Origin of the sequence: Enterobacter vonholyi (assembly GCF_008364555.1) — a bacterium.
Taxonomy (GTDB): Bacteria; Pseudomonadota; Gammaproteobacteria; order Enterobacterales; family Enterobacteriaceae; genus Enterobacter; species Enterobacter vonholyi.
On sequence record NZ_VTUC01000037.1, the window covers coordinates 80,626 to 97,137 of the forward strand.

Below are 16,512 nucleotides of genomic sequence, written 5' to 3' on the forward strand. Positions count from 1 at the left end.
GATTAGTTACTCTTCTTCTGTGCCGGGGCCTGGCCCTTGCCTTTGTCCTGCAGCTGCGACGGAACCAGTACGGTCGTGACGCGTTTACCTTTCTCGCTGGAGGCCTGCATTTTTTGCTCTTTCACCAGATAGGTGATTTGATCGCCGGTAATGTTGCTGTCCAGCTGTTCCAGATACGCGTTTCCGGTCAGGATTACCAGGTCCTTCGCCAGCTCGTAATGCATATGTGAGGCGCGGCCTTTCACCGGCTTGCCGTTGTCCTGCATCTGGTAGAAGGTTGCCGGGTTGCCGTAACCATCAATGATCTCTTTGCCCTGCTCGCCACCCGGACGGGTCACGACCACTTTGTCAGCGTTAATTTTGATGGTGCCCTGGGTCATGACGACGTTACCCGTGAAGGTGACGACGTTACCCTGCATATCGAGAGACTGGGTGTCGGACTCGATATGAATCGGCTGGTCGGTATCGCCCGTTACAGCAAGCGCGGGGAGACTGGTCGCCAGCATCGCGCTGGCGATAATTACTTTAAGGCTGAGTTTGTTTGTTTTGAATTTCATAGGAGGTTCTAACCTTTTCAATCAGCTCGGCGTTCTTGCTGCGTAAGTTCCCGCGCATTCTCAAACCGCTGGAATTAAATGTTGTGCCATACAGTGTGACCAGATCCTGCGACGTCACGTCCTGGGTAACCAGGTTGATCTGGGCATTATCCGTCGTAATTTTTCGCAGTTGCGAGTCAGCGGTTAGGGCGTTGACTTCAACGTGGCCGTACAGATAAAGCATACGGTCATTTGTCAGTTTGGCCCGATCTGACTTAATTGACCACGTCGGCACTTTGTCTTTATCGAATGTGGTCATCACAGGTTGGGTAAACCACGAAATACCGTCATCTGAAAAATATTCAACATGCTGGGCAATCAGGCGATAGTTCAGCGCGCCTTCCGGGCTGTAGACCACTGTTTCGCTGTGATCGCTTTTATAGGTTGGATCGGTATTGTTAACCACTTCCGTTTGCGTATCGTCGCGATCGGCAAGGTTCACGCCAATCAATACCAGTGCGACTAGCGAAAGCAAAATGATAATCCAGCGTCTGGTTTTACTCATATCGATTGCCCTTTGGCCTCATCAAGCTTGCCCTGCGCCAGCAGGAGCAGATCGCAGACTTCACGGACGGCACCACGGCCCCCGTTGATGTGGGTAACGTAGTCAGCGCGCGGGATCAGCAGCGGATGCGCATCGGCAACGGCGATGCTCAGCCCGACTTCAGCCATCACTGGCCAGTCAATCAGATCGTCCCCAACGTAGGCCACGTTTTCCGGTGCGATAGCCAGTTTACCCAGTAAATCCTTAAACGCCGCCATCTTATCGGACTGCCCCTGATACAGATGGGTAATTCCTAAGGTTTCACAGCGGTCTTCTACCAGTTTAGCTTTTCGCCCGGTGATGATAGCCACCTCAATACCCGAGGTGAGCGCACAGCGGATACCATAGCCGTCGCGGACGTTAAATGCTTTCAGCTCTTCACCATTATTGCCCATGTAAATCAGGCCATCGGAGAGTACGCCATCCACATCCAGGATGAGCAGACGAATGTTTTTCGCCTTTGCCATCATCTGGGTACTGACCGGGCCATAACAGGTTGCAAGGGATGCACCCGCATTACTCATTGTCTTATCCTTCATTACACTACGCCTGCGCGCAGCAGATCATGCATATGTACCACACCCAGCAACTGGTCGCCATCGGCAACCATAACGGAGGTGATATGGCGGGACTGCATCAGGTTCAGCACATCAACGGCCAGCGTACCCGGACGCACGCGGATACCGCCCGGCGTCATCACGTCGGCAATGCCCAGGGTACGGACATCAACACCCATGTCGAACACGCGGCGCAGGTCGCCATCGGTGAAGATCCCCTGAATTTTCATCAGATCGTCGCACACGACCGTCATACCCAGATTCTTACGGGTGATTTCCAGCAGCGCATCACGTAGGGAGGCCTCTTTGCTGACGTGAGGGATCTCATCCCCGGTGTGCATAATATCGTTTACCCGAAGCAGCAGCTTGCGCCCCAGCGCGCCGCCCGGATGGGAAAGCGCGAAATCTTCCGGCGTAAAACCGCGGGCTTCAAGCAGTGCGACGGCAAGCGCATCACCCATGACCAGCGCTGCGGTGGTGCTGGACGTTGGCGCCAGGCCGAGCGGACAGGCCTCCTTGGGAACCTTCACGCACAGGTGAATATCGGCCGCACGCGCCATGCTACTTTCCGGACGGCTGGTCATGCAAATAAGCGGCACCTGCAATCGTTTCAGTACCGGGATCAGCGCCAGAATTTCATTGGACTCACCGGAGTTAGACAGTGCGATGACGATATCCTGCGGCGTGACCATACCCAGGTCGCCGTGCGCGGCTTCCCCCGGGTGTACAAAGAAGGAAGAGGTTCCGGTGCTGGCAAATGTTGCCGCCATTTTACGTCCAATGTGGCCGGACTTACCCATCCCCATCACCACGACTTTGCCAGCACAGTAGAACATCTTCTCACATGCCAGACTAAAATCCTGATTAATGTACTGATCTAACTGCGCCAGACCTTCACGTTCAATCTCCAGAACCTCTTTGCCTGCTTTCTGAAAGTCAAAACCCGGCTGCAATTCTATTTGCGACATAATGCGTTTCCGTTTACCCAGAGAGAAGAGGCGAGAGCCAGTACAGCATCGCCATCCATACGATAAATCCACCCGTCAGCAGCGCGCCTGCGCCTTTGCCGATCTGTCGTTGCCGCCGCCAGCAGAGCAGGGCAAATATCACGCTGACCAATAACATCACGCCGTAGTCACGCGAGAACGCCAGGGGATTAAAGGGCCCTGGCGTAATGAGGGCCGGAAGGCCCATCACAATGGCGATATTAAATATGTTGGAACCGATGATATTACCAATGGCAATGTCATCTTCACCTTTACGTGCCCCCGCAATGGCCGTGGCCAGTTCCGGCAGGCTGGTACCGATGGCAATCACCGTCAGACCAATGGTAAGTTCACTGATGGCGAAATAGTTCGCCAGTACCGTCGCGTTATCCACGACCATACGCGTTGCCATCGGCATGATGATCAGCGCAACGCCAAGCCAGAGCAGGGCAACAGGCAGTGTGCCTTCTCGCGGAAGTTCGGCGACCTGCTCACGCGTGAGGCTATCCTGACCCTGTTTTTCCGCCTGACGGGCGATTTTAACACTATACAGCAACCAAATGACGGCCAGCGCCAGCAGGAAAATGCCGTCGCTATAGCTCAGTACGCCATCGTAAAATACGCAGCCTGCCAACAGGCTTACGATTAACATTAGCGGCAATTCACGGCGCAGAACATCAGAATGCACGCGAAATGGATGGAGCAGTGCGGCCAGGCCTAAAATCAAGAGTATATTGACGATGTTAGAGCCAATCGCGGTGCCTACTGCAAGGTCTAACTGACCATGCAGCGATGCCGAGACAGAGACGATGATTTCAGGAAGTGACGTTCCGACACTGACCACGGTCATCCCGATGACGACAGGCGGTACGCCCGTCAGGCGACACAGGATAGATGCAGCAAATACTAAACGGTCAGCACTGTAGACGACCAAAAGTAAACCAATTATTAACAGTGCTGTTGCTAAAAGCATCAAAAGTCCTTTCTTCAGGTATACTCGTCGGTCCATCGCGCGTGAACGGCTGGACTGCATACAGTCTGAGGCGTAACGAATTCCTAATTTTGACTTTATGCGCCGGAAAAGTAAAACAAATGCCAGCTTTCGCTAACCTCTACGGTTATTATTCTGTAAAAATGCTGAGTTTAGGGCTGATTCAGGCTACATGCCTTAACGTGAGCAGGATAAGAAAGGAACTATAAATGAGCCAAACCATGGCGAATTTAGTCGATGTCCGCGGGTTGAGTTTTTCTCGCGCCAACAGATTGATATTTGATGATATTTCGTTGACCGTTCCGCGTGGCAAGATCACTGCCATTATGGGGCCGTCCGGGATCGGTAAAACGACCCTGCTTCGCCTTATTGGTGGGCAGATCCCACCGGATAGCGGTGAAATCCTCTTTGATGGCGAAAACATCCCGGAGATGTCGCGCTCGCGCCTGTATACTGTCCGCAAACGCATGAGCATGCTCTTTCAGTCGGGCGCCTTGTTCACCGACATGAACGTCTTTGATAACGTGGCTTATCCGCTGCGCGAGCATACCAGTCTGCCACCTGAACTGCTGAAAAGCACGGTGATGATGAAGCTCGAAGCCGTTGGCTTGCGGGGTGCTGCGAAGCTGATGCCTTCGGAGCTGTCCGGCGGCATGGCGCGCCGCGCCGCGCTGGCGAGAGCCATTGCATTAGAGCCTGATTTAATCATGTTCGACGAACCGTTTGTTGGACAGGATCCCATTACGATGGGCGTGCTGGTGAAGCTCATCTCTGAACTGAACAGCGCGCTTGGTGTCACCTGCATTGTGGTGTCTCACGATGTACCGGAAGTATTGAGCATTGCCGATTACGCCTATATCGTGGCGGACAAAAAGATCGTCGCACACGGTAGCGCTCAGGCGCTGCAGGAAAATTGCGATCCGCGTGTTAGACAGTTCCTCGACGGTATTGCTGATGGCCCTGTGCCGTTCCGCTACCCGGCAGGCGACTATCGTGACGATTTACTGGGAATAGGGAGTTAAGCCACTCATGCTGTTAAATGCGTTGGCCGCTCTCGGACACCGTGGCATAAAAACCATCAGGACGTTCGGGCGTGCCGGATTGATGTTATTCAACGCCCTGGTTGGCAAGCCGGAATTCCGTAAGCACGCGCCGCTATTGGTGCGCCAGCTTTATAATGTCGGCGTGCTGTCGATGCTCATCATCATTGTCTCCGGTCTGTTTATCGGTATGGTGCTTGGGCTGCAGGGCTATCTTGTTCTGACAACCTACAGTGCGGAAACTAGCCTCGGGATGCTGGTGGCGCTCTCGCTGCTGCGCGAACTGGGGCCCGTCGTGGCGGCGCTGTTGTTCGCCGGGCGCGCGGGGTCGGCATTAACAGCTGAGATTGGCCTGATGCGTGCGACCGAGCAGCTTTCCAGCATGGAGATGATGGCGGTCGATCCGCTGCGTCGCGTGATCTCGCCGCGTTTCTGGGCTGGGGTGATCTCTTTACCGTTACTGACTATTCTGTTTGTCGCCGTGGGTATCTGGGGCGGCTCGCTGGTTGGCGTGCACTGGAAAGGCATCGATGCCGGTTTCTTCTGGTCCGCGATGCAGGACGCCATTGACCTGCGAATGGATCTGGTTAACTGCCTGATTAAAAGCGTGGTATTTGCCATTACGGTCACCTGGATTGCATTGTTCAATGGCTACGATGCCATCCCGACGTCGGCGGGCATTAGCCGTGCAACTACACGTACAGTCGTTCATTCGTCGCTGGCCGTACTGGGTCTGGATTTTGTGCTCACCGCACTGATGTTTGGGAATTGAGTTCATGCAAACGAGAAAAAATGAAATTTGGGTCGGTGTATTCCTGCTGCTGGCGCTGCTGGCCGCGCTGTTTATCTGCCTGAGAGCGGCGGATATCACGTCTGTGCGCACAGAACCGACGTATCGCATCTATGCCACCTTCGATAACATCGGCGGGCTGAAGGCGCGTTCACCGGTCCGTATCGGCGGCGTGGTGATCGGGCGCGTATCCGACATTACGCTGGATGAGAAGACCTATCTGCCTCGCGTCGCGATGGATATCGAAGAGCGTTACAACCACATTCCGGACACCAGCTCCCTGTCTATCCGGACTTCCGGTCTGCTGGGCGAACAATATCTGGCGCTTAACGTTGGCTTTGAAGATCCCGAGCTGGGAACGACTATCCTTAAAGACGGTAGCGTCATTCAGGATACGAAATCCGCGATGGTGCTGGAGGATATGATTGGTCAGTTCCTTTACAACAGTAAAGGAGATGAGAAAAAATCTGACGCTGCCCCTGCGCAGAGCGAAGACCATACCAATGCCGCGCCGACCCCAGGTGCTGCGAATTAATATCAGGAGAAGTCATTCATGTTTAAACGACTGTTAATGGTTGCCATGCTGGTCATCGCCCCTCTTACCGCCGCCCACGCTGCGGATCAGAGTAACCCGTACAAACTGATGGACGAAGCGGCGAAGAAGACATTCGACCGTCTTAAAAACGAACAGCCTAAGATTCGTTCTAATCCTGATTACCTGCGTGACGTGGTTGACCAGGAGCTGCTGCCGTACGTGCAGATCAAATATGCGGGTGCGCTGGTGCTGGGCCGCTATTACAAAGACGCGACTCCTGCGCAGCGTGAGGCCTACTTTGCCGCGTTCCGTGAATACCTAAAACAGGCTTATGGCCAGGCGCTGGCGATGTACCACGGTCAGACCTATCAGATTGCGCCCGAGCAGCCGCTGGGCGATGCGACCATCGTCCCTATCCGTGTGACGATCAACGATCCTAACGGCCGTCCGCCGGTTCGTCTGGATTTCCAGTGGCGTAAAAACAGCCAGACCGGTCACTGGCAGGCGTATGACATGATCGCCGAAGGCGTAAGCATGATCACCACCAAACAGAACGAATGGAGCGATCTGCTGCGCACCAAAGGCATTGATGGCCTGACCGCTCAGCTGCAGTCCATTGCTCGTCAGAAAATCACGCTGGACGAGAAGAAGTAATGTCACAGCAACTCAGCTGGTCGCGTGAAGGCGAGACGTTAAAGCTGTCCGGTGAACTGGATCAGGATCTGCTGAACCCACTGTGGGACAAACGCCATGAAGTGATGCAGGGCGTGATGCTTATCGACTTAACCGAGGTCACGCGGGTGGATACGGCCGGGGTTGCGCTGCTTGCCCATCTGATTGCTGTAGGGAAAAAGCAGGGGGCTAGCGTCACGCTTCGCGGCGCGAGCGAGAATGTCGTGACCCTTGCTCAGCTCTACAATCTTCCTCAGGACGTATTGCCTCGTTAATATTTTCAGTGCGTTACTTCCGAAAGCCCTGACAGTTTCATCGTCAGGGCTTTTTGCTTGTTTAAGACAACGTCACTTTGCTCTAAGATGTTGGGCTTGTTTTCACTATCAGATGATTAAGAACCCATGGAAAATCATGAAATCCAGACAGTGCTGATGAATGCACTCTCCCTTCAGGAAGCCCACGTCACTGGCGATGGCAGTCACTTCCAGGTTATTGCTGTGGGTGAGATGTTCGACGGTATGAGCCGCGTGAAGAAACAGCAGGCTGTGTACGCGCCGCTGATGGAATATATTGCGGATAACCGCATCCACGCCCTGTCGATTAAAGCGTTCACCCCGCAAGAGTGGGCACGCGATCGCAAACTAAACGGTTTTTGAGCTGAGGGCGACAGGCCCGCAGCACGGTTGAATTTATAAGAGAGCACACAATGGATAAATTTCGTGTACAGGGGCCAACGCGTCTCCAGGGCGAAGTCACAATTTCTGGCGCGAAAAACGCCGCGCTGCCAATCCTCTTTGCTGCGCTGCTGGCTGAAGAGCCGGTAGAAATTCAGAACGTACCGAAGCTGAAAGATATCGACACCACCATGAAGCTGCTCACCCAGTTGGGCACGAAAGTTGAGCGTAACGGTTCCGTCTGGATCGACGCCAGCAAGGTGAACAACTTCTCAGCACCTTACGATCTGGTGAAAACCATGCGTGCATCCATCTGGGCGCTTGGCCCGCTGGTGGCGCGTTTTGGTCAGGGTCAGGTTTCTCTGCCGGGCGGTTGCGCCATCGGTGCGCGTCCGGTTGACCTGCACATCTTTGGTCTGGAAAAACTGGGCGCAGAGATCAAGCTGGAAGAAGGTTACGTTAAAGCGTCCGTTAATGGTCGTCTGAAAGGCGCGCACATTGTCATGGACAAAGTGAGCGTGGGCGCAACGGTAACCATTATGTCTGCGGCGACGCTGGCAGAAGGCACCACCATCATCGAAAACGCCGCGCGTGAACCGGAGATTGTGGATACCGCCAACTTCCTCGTGGCGCTGGGGGCGAAGATCTCCGGCCAGGGTACCGACCGTATCACCATCGAAGGCGTTGAGCGTCTGGGCGGTGGTGTCTATCGCGTTCTGCCGGACCGTATCGAAACCGGTACATTCCTGGTCGCAGCGGCGATTTCTGGCGGTAAGATTGTTTGTCGCAACGCACAGCCAGATACCCTGGATGCGGTGCTGGCGAAACTGCGCGATGCGGGTGCGGATATTGAAGTCGGTGAAGACTGGATCAGCCTCGATATGCATGGCCAGCGTCCAAAGGCAGTCAATGTGCGTACGGCGCCACACCCGGCGTTCCCAACTGACATGCAGGCGCAGTTCACCCTGTTGAACCTGGTCGCCGAGGGTACTGGCTTCATCACAGAAACCATTTTCGAGAACCGCTTTATGCACGTACCGGAGCTGATCCGTATGGGTGCACGTGCTGAGATCGAAAGTAATACCGTGATTTGCCATGGCGTTGAGACGCTGTCCGGCGCTCAGGTGATGGCAACCGATCTGCGTGCGTCTGCAAGCCTGGTGCTGGCGGGTTGTATCGCGGAAGGTACAACGATTGTGGATCGTATCTATCACATCGATCGTGGCTATGAGCGTATCGAAGATAAACTGCGCGCGCTGGGTGCCAACATCGAGCGTGTGAAGGGCGAGTAATCGTTCCGGCAGCCCCCTGCCAGAAATGACCGGGGGGTTGCTGTTCCTGTCAAAAAACGCGTTATTCCTGCGGTTCTCTTTTTACTCTTCTCTGGCGAATCATGCGCGATCTGTCGATAAATTCATGGGTAATGGGATCGTGGTAGCGTGAAGGCCAAATCACCCACGGATGCGTATCCAGCGCCGTTGCGATAATTAATTCTCCTTTGGGCCAGGGGCGGGTGAGGGCGTTTGCCAGAGTTGAAGAACTCAGTCCATGGCGGCGGGACTCTGCTGCCAGTGAAGTGCCTTTTTTGCGCAATGCGGCAATAATATCAGCCGTGTGCCAGTCGATAAATTTCGTATCCATAACGCCGTCCTTAAGTTCGGATTCACCTACGCCGTTTCTTCTGAAACGACGGGGTTTACTATACCCATTTCAACTTCTTGTTCTAAAAAGTTCGCGTTACTTGATGGGATATTCAGAATAAGACACGGCTTTATTCATGCGGTCTCTAAACCGATGAATTTACATGAACACGGAATTTACAGGCGTGTACAGGAACTCCCCGCTATCGCTGCGGGGAGATACAAGGGGATTAACGGTCGCGCTGGACGGCGATGTGGGCAAGACCAATCAGTGCCTCGCGCCACGGACTGTCTGGAATAACCTTAAGCGCTTCGATGGCTTTGTCGGCTTCTTCTTCCGCACGCTGACGCGTCCATTCCAGCGATCCGCAGATTGCCATGGTTTCCAGTACAGGTTCCAGAAGATGGCGACCATTTCCCTGCTCAATCGCTTCGCGGATCATTTTCGACTGGTCGGCTGTTCCGTTCCGCATAGCATGCAGCAGCGGCAGGGTCGGTTTGCCTTCGTTCAGGTCATCGCCCACGTTTTTGCCGAGCGTCTCGCCGTCCGCACTGTAGTCCAGTAAATCATCGATCAGCTGGAATGCCGTACCCAGATAGCGGCCATAGTCCTGCAGGCCCTTTTCCTGTGCTTCGGTACAGTCAGCCAGAATGCCGGAACACTGGGCCGCCGCTTCAAACAGGCGCGCGGTTTTGCTGTAGATGACGCGCATGTAGTTTTCTTCGGTGATGTCAGGATCGTTCACGTTCATCAGCTGCAGCACTTCGCCTTCAGCAATGACGTTTACGGCTTCGGACATTACTTCCAGCACTTTAAGGGAGCCCAGACTGGTCATCATCTGGAAGGCGCGGGTATAAATAAAATCTCCCACCAGGACGCTGGCTGCGTTCCCGAAAGCGGCGTTTGCCGTGGCTTTGCCACGACGCATATCCGATTCATCCACCACATCGTCATGCAGAAGCGTCGCCGTGTGGATAAATTCGATGAGCGCTGCGATAGTGATGTGGGCATTTCCCTGATAGCCAACGGCTCTGGCAGCCAGAATGGCAATCATCGGACGAATGCGTTTACCGCCGCCGCTGACGATGTAATAACCCAACTGATTGATCAGTTGAACGTCAGAGTTGAGTTGCTCCAGGATTGCTGCATTCACACCCGCCATATCTTGCGCGGTTAACTCGTTGATTTTTTCTAAATTCATCGCAAAAGCCGGGCTTTTTATCCTGTTGATCCCATCTTCAATGGGGTAACGAAGGGTTTCGGTTTATCAATAGTAGTGCTGATTGTACTGAAAAAACGGCTCAGATAAACGTTACCGTACGTGTTGTGTTTTTTTTCTTCATGTATTGACGGTAGCACTTGTCAAAGGCTCGCGTTTTGCGTAATATTCGCGCCCTATTGTGAATATTTATAGCGCACTCTGATTCATACGAGGACGTGCGCGGAAGCGGAGTTTATATGTACGCGGTTTTCCAAAGTGGTGGTAAACAACACCGAGTAAGCGAAGGTCAGACCGTTCGCCTGGAAAAGCTGGACATCGCAACTGGCGAATCTGTTGAGTTCGCTGAAGTTCTGATGATCGCAAACGGTGAAGAAGTCAAAATCGGCGTTCCTTTCGTTGATGGCGGCGTTATCAAAGCTGAAGTTGTTGCACACGGTCGTGGCGAGAAAGTTAAAATCGTTAAGTTTCGTCGTCGTAAGCACTACCGTAAGCAGCAGGGCCACCGTCAGTGGTTCACTGATGTGAAAATTACTGGCATCAGCGCCTAAGACCTGAGGAGAGATTTAAATGGCACATAAAAAGGCTGGCGGCTCCACACGTAACGGTCGCGATTCAGAAGCTAAACGCCTGGGCGTTAAGCGTTTCGGTGGCGAATCCGTTCTGGCGGGTAGCATCATCGTTCGTCAACGTGGTACCAAATTCCACGCTGGCAACAACGTAGGTTGCGGTCGTGACCACACTCTGTTTGCTAAGGCAGACGGTAAAGTGAAATTTGAAGTTAAAGGCCCGAACAACCGTAAATACATCAGCATCGTTGCTGAGTAAGGTTTTCTCGGTCCGGTAACGGATTAAAGCCCCGCAACCTGTTGCGGGGCTTTTTACATTGGAAACCCGGTAATTTTTTCTGTAGGGAAAACGGGCATGAAGCAGCAGGCCGGCATTGGTATTCTTTTGGCGCTCACTACCGCAATGTGCTGGGGTGCGCTGCCAATTGCAATGAAGCAGGTACTGGAAGTGATGGAGCCGCCTACGGTGGTTTTTTATCGCTTTCTGATGGCAAGCATCGGCCTCGGGGCCATTCTGGCAATCAAAGGTAAGCTTCCACCCTTGCGGCTCTTCCGTAAACCGCGCTGGCTGGTATTGCTGGCTATCGCGACGGGCGGTCTGTTCGGTAACTTCATCCTGTTCAGCTCTTCCCTGCAATACCTCAGCCCCACGGCATCGCAGGTGATAGGTCAGCTTTCACCGGTTGGCATGATGGTCGCCAGCGTCTTTATCCTCAAGGAAAAGATGCGCGGTACGCAGATTATCGGGGCGAGCATGCTGCTGTGCGGTCTGGTGATGTTCTTCAACACCAGTCTGATTGAGATTTTCACTCGCCTGACGGATTACACATGGGGTGTAATTTTCGGTGTGGGGGCAGCAACGGTCTGGGTGAGCTATGGCGTCGCACAAAAGGTGTTATTGCGTCGTCTTGCCTCACAGCAGATCCTCTTTTTGCTGTACACTTTGTGTACAATAGCATTGCTGCCATTAGCAAAGCCGGGAGTGATTTCCCAGCTTAGCGACTGGCAACTGGCGTGCCTCATTTTTTGTGGGCTGAACACGCTGGTCGGTTATGGCGCGCTGGCCGAAGCGATGGCGCGCTGGCAAGCAGCACAGGTGAGCGCGTTAATTACGCTTACTCCGCTGTTTACGCTGTTATTTTCAGATTTGTTATCAATGGCCTGGCCCGATGTCTTCGTCAGACCGATGCTCAACCTGTTGGGTTATCTCGGTGCGTTTGTCGTGGTTGCGGGCGCGATGTATTCCGCCATTGGTCATCGTCTTTGGGGACGTTGGCGCAAAAATGAAGCGGTTGTAGTAGTCCCCCGCTCAGGCGAATGAGTTACGGAGAGTAAAATGAAGTTTGTTGATGAAGCGACGATCCTGGTCGTGGCTGGTGATGGCGGCAACGGTTGCGTGAGCTTCCGCCGTGAAAAGTATATCCCACGTGGCGGTCCTGATGGCGGCGACGGCGGGGATGGTGGTGACGTGTGGCTGGAGGCGGATGAGAACCTCAACACGCTGATCGACTACCGTTTCGAAAAATCCTTCCGCGCTGAACGTGGCCAAAACGGCCAGAGCCGTGACTGTACCGGGAAACGCGGTAAAGACGTCACCATTAAAGTTCCGGTCGGTACGCGCGTGATTGACCAGGGGACCGGTGAAACCATGGGTGACATGACCAAACACGGTCAGCGCCTGATGGTGGCGAAAGGCGGCTGGCACGGTCTGGGTAACAGCCGTTTCAAATCTTCCGTTAACCGTACGCCGCGTCAGAAAACGATGGGTACGCCGGGCGATAAGCGCGACCTGCAGCTGGAGCTGATGCTTCTGGCAGACGTGGGCATGCTGGGTATGCCAAACGCCGGTAAATCGACGTTCATTCGCGCCGTCTCTGCGGCCAAGCCAAAAGTGGCAGACTATCCGTTTACCACGCTGGTACCAAGCCTGGGTGTTGTCCGTATGGATAACGAGAAGAGCTTCGTGGTTGCCGATATCCCGGGTCTGATTGAAGGCGCCGCGGAAGGGGCGGGTCTGGGGATTCGCTTCCTGAAGCACCTTGAGCGCTGCCGCGTGCTGCTGCACCTTATCGATATCGATCCTATCGACGGTTCCGATCCGGTTGAAAATGCCCGTATCATCGTGGGCGAGCTGGAAAAATACAGCGAAAAACTGGCGAATAAACCACGCTGGCTGGTCTTCAACAAGATCGACCTGATGGATAAAGCCGAAGCGGAAGCAAAAGCGAAAGCCATTGCTGAAGCGATGGGTTGGGAAGATAAGTACTACCTGATCTCTGCGGCAAGCCAGGTTGGCGTGAAAGATCTATGCTGGGATGTGATGACCTTCATCATTGAGAACCCAATTGTTCAGGCGGAAGAAGTCAAACAGCCTGAAAAAGTCGAATTCATGTGGGATGACTACCACCGCCAGCAGCTCGAAGAGCTGGAAGCGGAAGAAGACGATGAAGACTGGGACGATGACTGGGATGAAGACGACGAAGAAGGCGTCGAGTTCATCTACAAGCACTAATATCTGTTCAAAGCCCCCATTATGGGGGCTTTTTTATTGAAGCGTTGTGGGCAGCCAGCAGTTGGCGATTAAACCGCCTTCAGCGCCATTTTCAAGGGTCAGCCTGCCGTGGTGTAGCTGGACGATGCGCTGCACGATACTCAGGCCCAGACCGCTCCCTCCGTAGCGCTGGTCAAGACGGCGGAATGGCTCAGTGATTGACACTCGGTGCGCTTCATCAATCCCTGGACCCTGATCGATAACGCTGATCTGCGATCCCCCGTCGACCTCGGTTAATGTCACTGTAATCGTTGTCCCTTCCGGGCTGTAGCGCCCTGCATTCTCCAGCAGGTTGCGCAGCATCAGGCGCAGGAGCACGGCATCTCCCTGAACCGTGAGCGCGCTTTTAGCGGGCCAAATCACCGTATGCTCTTTGGCTTCATGCCCCAGGCCGAGAGGTTCAATGATATTTTCCGTCCAGTTCACGGTTTCGTAGTGCCCGCTCGCCATTGCCTGTCCGGCACGGGCCAGCATTAGCAGCTGTTCGACGGTATGCATGAGCTGATCGATACGGCTAATTAACGTCGCGGCCTGTGGCGCGCCTGACTGCGCCATGAGCTCAAGATGGAGCCGGATGCCGGCCAGAGGCGTTCTCAGCTCGTGTGCGGCGTCTGCGGTGAAGAGACGCTCCTGCTGAATGGTGCTATCCAGTCGTGCCAATAGCTGGTTCAGGGAGGTCGTCACCGCGCCAATTTCTTCCATGTCGGAATACATAGGAAGCGGGGTTAAGTTATCGGCCGAACGGTTAGCGAGACTGTCGCGGAGTTTATTCAGCGGTCGGGTTATCCAGGTGACCGCCCAGAAGGAGAAGAGCAGGGTAAAGCCGACCATCACCAGGGAAGGAACCAGCAGCGAGGCAATCGCTTCACGGATCTCTTTCTCGACGTGATTATTGCGCGCTTTTGCTGACAGCGTTTCGTTGACCAGAAAACCAATCTGTTCACGGCTTTCATGCCATAGCCAGATAACGCTTATCAGCTGGAAAAACAGGAGAATCACCGCCAGCAGCACCATCAAACGCCGACGCATGCTGTTCATTTCTGGCTCTCCAGACGGTAGCCGACGCCGCGAACGGTTTTGATCCTGTCTTTGCCGAGTTTACGCCGCAGGTTATGGATGTGGACCTCAAGGGTATTTGAGCCGGGATCGTCCTGCCAGGAGTAAATATCCTGCTGGAGCGTTTCTCTGTGTACCGTTTGCCCGCTCCGCATGATCAGACGCGTAAGCAAGGCGAACTCTTTTGGCGTCACCTCTACGGCCTGATCCTGGCGCAGCACCTGCTGGGTTTGCAAATTCAGCGTAATATCGCCGTCGGTCAATAAGTTATCACTATGGCCCTGATAGCGGCGAATTAACGCTCGCACCCGAGCCTGCAGCTCCGCGAGCGCAAAAGGCTTCACCAGGTAATCATCAGCGCCTGCATCGAGGCCAGTGATACGGTCTTCAATGGAATCTCGTGCCGTCAGGATCAATACCGGGTTGGCGATGCCGCGACGTCGCCACTGGCCGAGCAGCGTGGCGCCATCTTTATCAGGCAAGCCCAAATCGAGGATCACCAGGCTGTATTCGCCGCTCTGAATCAGAGAGTCCGCCTCCGCTGCGGTGCCAGCACAGTCGAGGGCGTACCCTTCATTGGCTAGACCTAGCGCCAGCCCTTCCTGCAATAACAGATCGTCTTCAACTATGAGTAGTTTCATCGCTAGTTATTCTGATAGATGTCCTTATAAAGCCTGCTTTCGAAGCGAACAAGCGGAATACGACGATTGCGCTGGTCGGTCGGTTCGACGGCATAGCCGGAAAGATACTGCACGAATGCCATGCGTTGTCCGCTGGCGGTAGTGATGAAGCCTGCAAGGTTGTAAACCCCCTGCAATGAGCCTGTTTTCGCGGAGACTTTACCATCCACACCGGCAGCGTGAAGCCCGGCACGGTACTGCAGAGAACCGTCATGCCCGGCCAGCGGCAGCATTGAAATAAAGTTTAGCTCAGTGTCGTGCTGTGCAATGTACTGAAGCACCTGCATCATCGTGGCCGGAGAGATCAAATTATGACGCGATAGTCCGGAGCCATCGACGGCGATGGTATTACCCAGATCGATTCCGGCCTGCTGGCGCAGGATCTGCCGAACCGCGTCTGAACCCGCGCGCCAGGTTCCCGGCACGCCGAAACGCGCGTGACCAATCATGCGAAACACCGTATCGGCAATCATGTTGTCCGATTTTTTCAGCATGATCCGCAGTAAATCGTGCAGCGGAGGAGACTGTTTGCTGGCGATGACCGTGCCGGGCTGGTTGACCTGCGTCTGACGAAGCAGGGTGCCGGTATAAGTTATGCCCGCTTGCTTCAGTTCATCTTTCAGAATGGCACCCGCATAGCTTGCCCCATCCTGTATCGCAAAGGCCAGGGGCAGTGGATCGGCGCGCTGCGTCAGGCAGCCGGTAAGGGTGAAGCGGTTAAGATCGCCAGGCACGACGTCCAGCTCACAATATTGCGCATCCGGGGAACCTTTCGCCAGCGTGCGAACCTGGCTAAACATGGTGACCGGGTAGTAGGATGCTATGCGGATAAATGCTAAATCATCTGGCTTTGGCGCGCTGTAAAGTGAAACCGAAAAGCAGTTACGGTCAACAATCGCGGCGGCGGGTGGGGCGCTAAAGCACTGGGTCATGTCGTTCCACGGCCAGCCAGGAGCTTTATCGTGGCTGGCAAAGATGGACGTGTCAATCAGCACATTGCCATCAATTTTCTGCACGCCAGATTTTTTCAGTACCGCAACCATATTGCGGATATCCTGGCGCTTAAAGGTCGGATCGCCGCCAAAACGGGCGATAAGATCGCCTTTCAGTTCGCCACCCTCGACGTTACCTTTGGTCTCGAGTGTGGTAGTAAAACGGAAGTCAGGACCGAGCTGGAGCAAGGCGGCGAGGGCAGTGATCACCTTTTGGGTACTGGCAGGCAGCGCCATCTGTTGACTGTGATAGTCAATCTCGGGAGCCTGTGCGCCAACCTTCTGCACCATCAGGGCAAGGTTCGCGCCTGCGGGGAGCTGATTAATGTACTCATCAACATTCGCGGCCTGGGCAGTGAACGTTAAACTGGTAGTCAATCCGATGATAAATCTGGAAAATCGCATAATCTCGCGCTAAC

General features: G+C 54.2%; 21 protein-coding genes. 11 read left to right on the top strand and 10 right to left on the bottom strand.

What is annotated here, in order from left to right; genetic code table 11:
- Positions 1 to 2: 2 nt before the first annotated feature.
- Genes lptA through F0319_RS19240 form a run of 5 tightly spaced genes read right to left on the bottom strand, consistent with a single transcriptional unit; the run spans position 3 to position 3,656 of the window.
- The gene (gene lptA / locus F0319_RS19220; protein WP_033146750.1) at positions 3 to 557 is read right to left on the bottom strand and encodes a lipopolysaccharide ABC transporter substrate-binding protein LptA; all 555 of its coding nucleotides are present in this window, start codon (positions 555 to 557) and stop codon (positions 3 to 5) included.
- Complete coding sequence (gene lptC / locus F0319_RS19225) at positions 526 to 1,101, bottom strand: LPS export ABC transporter periplasmic protein LptC (protein ID WP_111964973.1); 576 nt, start codon at positions 1,099 to 1,101, stop codon at positions 526 to 528. The genes lptA and lptC overlap by 32 nt, the downstream gene beginning before the upstream one ends.
- Complete coding sequence (gene kdsC, locus F0319_RS19230; RefSeq protein WP_048981180.1) at positions 1,098 to 1,664, bottom strand: 3-deoxy-manno-octulosonate-8-phosphatase KdsC; 567 nt, start codon at positions 1,662 to 1,664, stop codon at positions 1,098 to 1,100. Before kdsC ends, lptC begins: the two co-directional genes overlap by 4 nt.
- A gap of 14 nt (positions 1,665 to 1,678) precedes the next feature.
- Entirely contained in the window at positions 1,679 to 2,665 is a 987-nt protein-coding gene (kdsD, locus tag F0319_RS19235) for an arabinose-5-phosphate isomerase KdsD (RefSeq protein WP_023333606.1), read from the bottom strand.
- 13 nt (positions 2,666 to 2,678) lie between these two features.
- Positions 2,679 to 3,656 carry a calcium/sodium antiporter gene (locus F0319_RS19240; RefSeq protein WP_039260412.1) on the bottom strand — a complete coding sequence of 326 codons (978 nt, stop codon included), beginning with the start codon at positions 3,654 to 3,656 and terminating at the stop codon, positions 2,679 to 2,681.
- A gap of 227 nt (positions 3,657 to 3,883) precedes the next feature.
- Here F0319_RS19240 and mlaF point away from each other — a divergent pair, with 227 nt between their 5' ends.
- The 7 genes from mlaF to murA all read left to right on the top strand — a co-directional run bounded on the left by mlaF (position 3,884) and on the right by murA (position 8,677).
- Positions 3,884 to 4,696: a phospholipid ABC transporter ATP-binding protein MlaF gene (mlaF, locus tag F0319_RS19245; protein WP_111964971.1), complete on the top strand. Its 813-nt coding sequence runs from the start codon at positions 3,884 to 3,886 to the stop codon at positions 4,694 to 4,696.
- 7 nt (positions 4,697 to 4,703) lie between these two features.
- On the top strand, positions 4,704 to 5,486 hold the full coding sequence (mlaE, locus tag F0319_RS19250; RefSeq protein WP_010436044.1) for a lipid asymmetry maintenance ABC transporter permease subunit MlaE: 783 nt from the start codon (positions 4,704 to 4,706) through the stop codon (positions 5,484 to 5,486).
- Positions 5,487 to 5,490: 4 nt separating this feature from the next.
- The gene (gene mlaD, locus F0319_RS19255; protein ID WP_111965012.1) at positions 5,491 to 6,039 is read left to right on the top strand and encodes an outer membrane lipid asymmetry maintenance protein MlaD; all 549 of its coding nucleotides are present in this window, start codon (positions 5,491 to 5,493) and stop codon (positions 6,037 to 6,039) included.
- Between the two features lie 18 nt (positions 6,040 to 6,057).
- Positions 6,058 to 6,693: a phospholipid-binding protein MlaC gene (gene mlaC / locus F0319_RS19260; RefSeq protein ID WP_045403542.1), complete on the top strand. Its 636-nt coding sequence runs from the start codon at positions 6,058 to 6,060 to the stop codon at positions 6,691 to 6,693.
- On the top strand, positions 6,693 to 6,986 hold the full coding sequence (gene mlaB / locus F0319_RS19265) for a lipid asymmetry maintenance protein MlaB (RefSeq protein ID WP_149367569.1): 294 nt from the start codon (positions 6,693 to 6,695) through the stop codon (positions 6,984 to 6,986). Before mlaC ends, mlaB begins: the two co-directional genes overlap by 1 nt.
- A gap of 126 nt (positions 6,987 to 7,112) precedes the next feature.
- Positions 7,113 to 7,367, top strand: a complete 255-nt coding sequence (gene ibaG / locus F0319_RS19270) for a BolA family iron metabolism protein IbaG (RefSeq protein ID WP_008501458.1) — start codon at positions 7,113 to 7,115, stop codon at positions 7,365 to 7,367.
- A gap of 50 nt (positions 7,368 to 7,417) precedes the next feature.
- On the top strand, positions 7,418 to 8,677 hold the full coding sequence (gene murA / locus F0319_RS19275; RefSeq protein ID WP_115876352.1) for a UDP-N-acetylglucosamine 1-carboxyvinyltransferase: 1,260 nt from the start codon (positions 7,418 to 7,420) through the stop codon (positions 8,675 to 8,677).
- 61 nt (positions 8,678 to 8,738) lie between these two features.
- On the opposite strand, the gene sfsB is transcribed toward murA, so the two are convergent.
- Positions 8,739 to 9,026 (bottom strand): DNA-binding transcriptional regulator SfsB, encoded by a 288-nt coding sequence (sfsB, locus tag F0319_RS19280; RefSeq protein WP_111964968.1) that lies wholly within the window; start codon positions 9,024 to 9,026, stop codon positions 8,739 to 8,741.
- Between the two features lie 229 nt (positions 9,027 to 9,255).
- Positions 9,256 to 10,227, bottom strand: coding sequence for an octaprenyl diphosphate synthase (gene ispB, locus F0319_RS19285; protein WP_149367570.1), 972 nt, complete (start codon positions 10,225 to 10,227; stop codon positions 9,256 to 9,258).
- 257 nt (positions 10,228 to 10,484) lie between these two features.
- On the opposite strand from ispB, the gene rplU reads away from it, so the two are divergent.
- The 4 genes from rplU to cgtA all read left to right on the top strand — a co-directional run bounded on the left by rplU (position 10,485) and on the right by cgtA (position 13,326).
- Positions 10,485 to 10,796 carry a 50S ribosomal protein L21 gene (rplU, locus tag F0319_RS19290; RefSeq protein ID WP_003025032.1) on the top strand — a complete coding sequence of 104 codons (312 nt, stop codon included), beginning with the start codon at positions 10,485 to 10,487 and terminating at the stop codon, positions 10,794 to 10,796.
- Positions 10,797 to 10,815: 19 nt separating this feature from the next.
- Positions 10,816 to 11,073 (top strand): 50S ribosomal protein L27, encoded by a 258-nt coding sequence (gene rpmA, locus F0319_RS19295; protein WP_004385076.1) that lies wholly within the window; start codon positions 10,816 to 10,818, stop codon positions 11,071 to 11,073.
- 96 nt (positions 11,074 to 11,169) lie between these two features.
- Complete coding sequence (locus F0319_RS19300; RefSeq protein ID WP_023309346.1) at positions 11,170 to 12,135, top strand: DMT family transporter; 966 nt, start codon at positions 11,170 to 11,172, stop codon at positions 12,133 to 12,135.
- 15 nt (positions 12,136 to 12,150) lie between these two features.
- Positions 12,151 to 13,326, top strand: coding sequence for an Obg family GTPase CgtA (cgtA, locus tag F0319_RS19305; protein WP_021242261.1), 1,176 nt, complete (start codon positions 12,151 to 12,153; stop codon positions 13,324 to 13,326).
- Between the two features lie 33 nt (positions 13,327 to 13,359).
- Here cgtA and pmrB read toward each other — a convergent pair whose 3' ends face one another.
- Genes pmrB through dacB form a run of 3 tightly spaced genes read right to left on the bottom strand, consistent with a single transcriptional unit; the run spans position 13,360 to position 16,498 of the window.
- The gene (pmrB, locus tag F0319_RS19310; RefSeq protein WP_149367571.1) at positions 13,360 to 14,403 is read right to left on the bottom strand and encodes a two-component system sensor histidine kinase PmrB; all 1,044 of its coding nucleotides are present in this window, start codon (positions 14,401 to 14,403) and stop codon (positions 13,360 to 13,362) included.
- Positions 14,400 to 15,062 carry a two-component system response regulator PmrA gene (gene pmrA / locus F0319_RS19315; protein ID WP_149367572.1) on the bottom strand — a complete coding sequence of 221 codons (663 nt, stop codon included), beginning with the start codon at positions 15,060 to 15,062 and terminating at the stop codon, positions 14,400 to 14,402. Before pmrA ends, pmrB begins: the two co-directional genes overlap by 4 nt.
- Positions 15,063 to 15,064: 2 nt before the next feature.
- Entirely contained in the window at positions 15,065 to 16,498 is a 1,434-nt protein-coding gene (dacB, locus tag F0319_RS19320; RefSeq protein WP_115876348.1) for a serine-type D-Ala-D-Ala carboxypeptidase, read from the bottom strand.
- Positions 16,499 to 16,512 lie beyond the last annotated feature (14 nt).